This is a genomic window from Oceanobacillus bengalensis (assembly GCF_003628445.1).
In the GTDB taxonomy this organism is placed as follows: Bacteria; Bacillota; Bacilli; order Bacillales; family Amphibacillaceae; genus Oceanobacillus; species Oceanobacillus bengalensis.
Map to the genome: position 1 here is coordinate 1 of NZ_RBZO01000071.1, position 2209 is coordinate 2209.

Below are 2209 nucleotides of genomic sequence, written 5' to 3' on the forward strand. Positions count from 1 at the left end.
TGTAAGCTGATAACGTGGAGGGCTTACTCCTTATGAAACGTTGGAAAGGAAAGCAATAATGACAATAGTTATTGTATAACTTTTCTTTATATCAGCGAAAGTGGTGGAACAGTACCAATGATAGGTCTAATCAACCCGGAGGGATAGCCACTAGACTAATGAAGAATCATTCAACCATGTTAGGCAGTTCTTTAATCGGTTAATAAGGTTCTTGTGAGAATAAAAGAGGTTCAACTCCCAAGGGAGTCACCGACTTATTGAAACGGAAGAAACTGAGACACAATGAGTATTATGATATGCAACATTGTTTTGATAACTTATATGCTCAAAGTGTTAATGGTCAAAATTTCTATAACTTAATGAGTTTAATTAGTTCTAACGATAATATTCGTCTTGCTTATCGAAATATCAAGAGAAATACTGGGAGTAAAACAGCTGGAACAAATAAGTTAACGATCGACGATATTAAACACTTGTCAGTAGATGAAGTAATTGGACACGTTCAGAATCTGCTTCAATCATATAAACCAGATAGTGTTAGACGTGTTTTTATTCCAAAAGCAAATGGTAAAGTAAGACCATTGGGAATCCCTACAATTTGGGATAGAATTGTTCAACAATGTATCTTACAGGTACTAGAACCTATTTGCGAAGCAAAATTTCATAAACATAGTTATGGCTTTAGACCGAACAGAAATACACACCATGCGAAAGCGAGATTAGAATCGCTCATTAATATGGTGGGACTCCATCATTGTATAGATGTAGACATAAAAGGATTTTTTGATAACGTTCATCATAGTAAATTACTTAAACAAATATGGTCACTTGGAATAAAAGATAAAGCATTAATCACCGTCATATCTAAGCTATTAAAAGCTGAGATTGAGGGCGAAGGTGTACCAACAAAAGGAACACCGCAAGGTGGTATACTATCTCCACTTTTATCGAACATTGTACTAAATGAACTCGATTGGTGGGTTAGTAATCAATGGGAAACTTTTCAAAGTAATCATGAATATAAACACAATGGAAGCAAAGTAAAAGAACTCAAGAAATCAAACCTAAAAGAATGTTACATCGTTAGATATGCCGATGATTTTAAGGTCTTATGCCGTACTCGCTCCCAAGCGGTTAAAATGAATTATGCCATCAAGGATTTTCTCAATAAGAGACTACACTTAGAGACAAGTGATGAAAAATCAAAAGTAATTAACTTAAAGAAAAATTCGTCCGAATTTCTTGGGTTTTCATTCCGAGTGAAAAGGAAAGGGAAAACAAGAATGGGATATGTAGCTCAATCGTATATGACGGAAAAAGCTAAGACCAACGCACTTATAAAAATTAAAGATTCTATTAAAGCAGTACAGAAAAAACCTTGTGCTGAAACAGTTTGGCACTATAACACTGTGGTAATGGGTATTCAAAACTATTACGCAGCAGCTACACAAATTATGAAAAATTTAAGTGAGTTGTCCTCCCATCTTAGTAAGACTTTATATAATCGGCTAAAGAATCTAAGAAAAGAAGCAACGTTTTCAGACATGACTAATACTTTACAAAAACGCTATAAAGGTTGTAAATCAAAATTGTACAAGATACAGAACATGGTATTTGTCCCAATTCATGCCCAACGGCATAAAACAAATCTATGTTTCTCTCAAGACATATGTAACTATACTGCCGACGGCAGAATGAAAATACACAATAACCTAAAAGCGATTAACAAAAGTGTACTAAGTTACGTCATGAAGAATTTTATTCCAAATCGAACAATTGAGTATAATGATAATCGTATTAGTAGGTTCATTGCACAATATGGAAAATGTGCTATTACAGGCATTGAACTTGGCAAGAGTGATTGGCACTGTCATCATAAAGAACCTTATCATCTATCTAAAGATGATAGATACGCAAATTTAATAGTACTTCATGAATCTGTACACCGATTAGTTCATCTGAAAGATGAAAATAAAATAAAAACAATACTTAATGCTTTAAAGTTAACCCACAGGCAGATTGAAAAGGTTAATCAACTACGGAAACAATGCAAAAATTACACAATTTGATTGGAATTAAACTTGCTTCATTTATTACATAGAATTGAATGAATTGGATTAGTTGGAACGCCGTATGCGGTGAAAGTCGCACGTACGGTGTGAACAGGGGGAAAAGGGAGCGATAACTTCAAACCCTTACCTATCTGTAT

Annotated in this window: 1 protein-coding gene; it reads left to right on the plus strand. The window is 34.2% G+C overall.

Annotated elements, in window-relative coordinates; all coding sequences use genetic code 11:
* Positions 1-257 precede the first annotated feature (257 nt).
* Positions 258-2069 carry a group II intron reverse transcriptase/maturase gene (ltrA, locus tag D8M05_RS19885; RefSeq protein WP_121134853.1) on the plus strand — a complete coding sequence of 604 codons (1812 nt, stop codon included), beginning with the start codon at positions 258-260 and terminating at the stop codon, positions 2067-2069.
* Positions 2070-2209 lie beyond the last annotated feature (140 nt).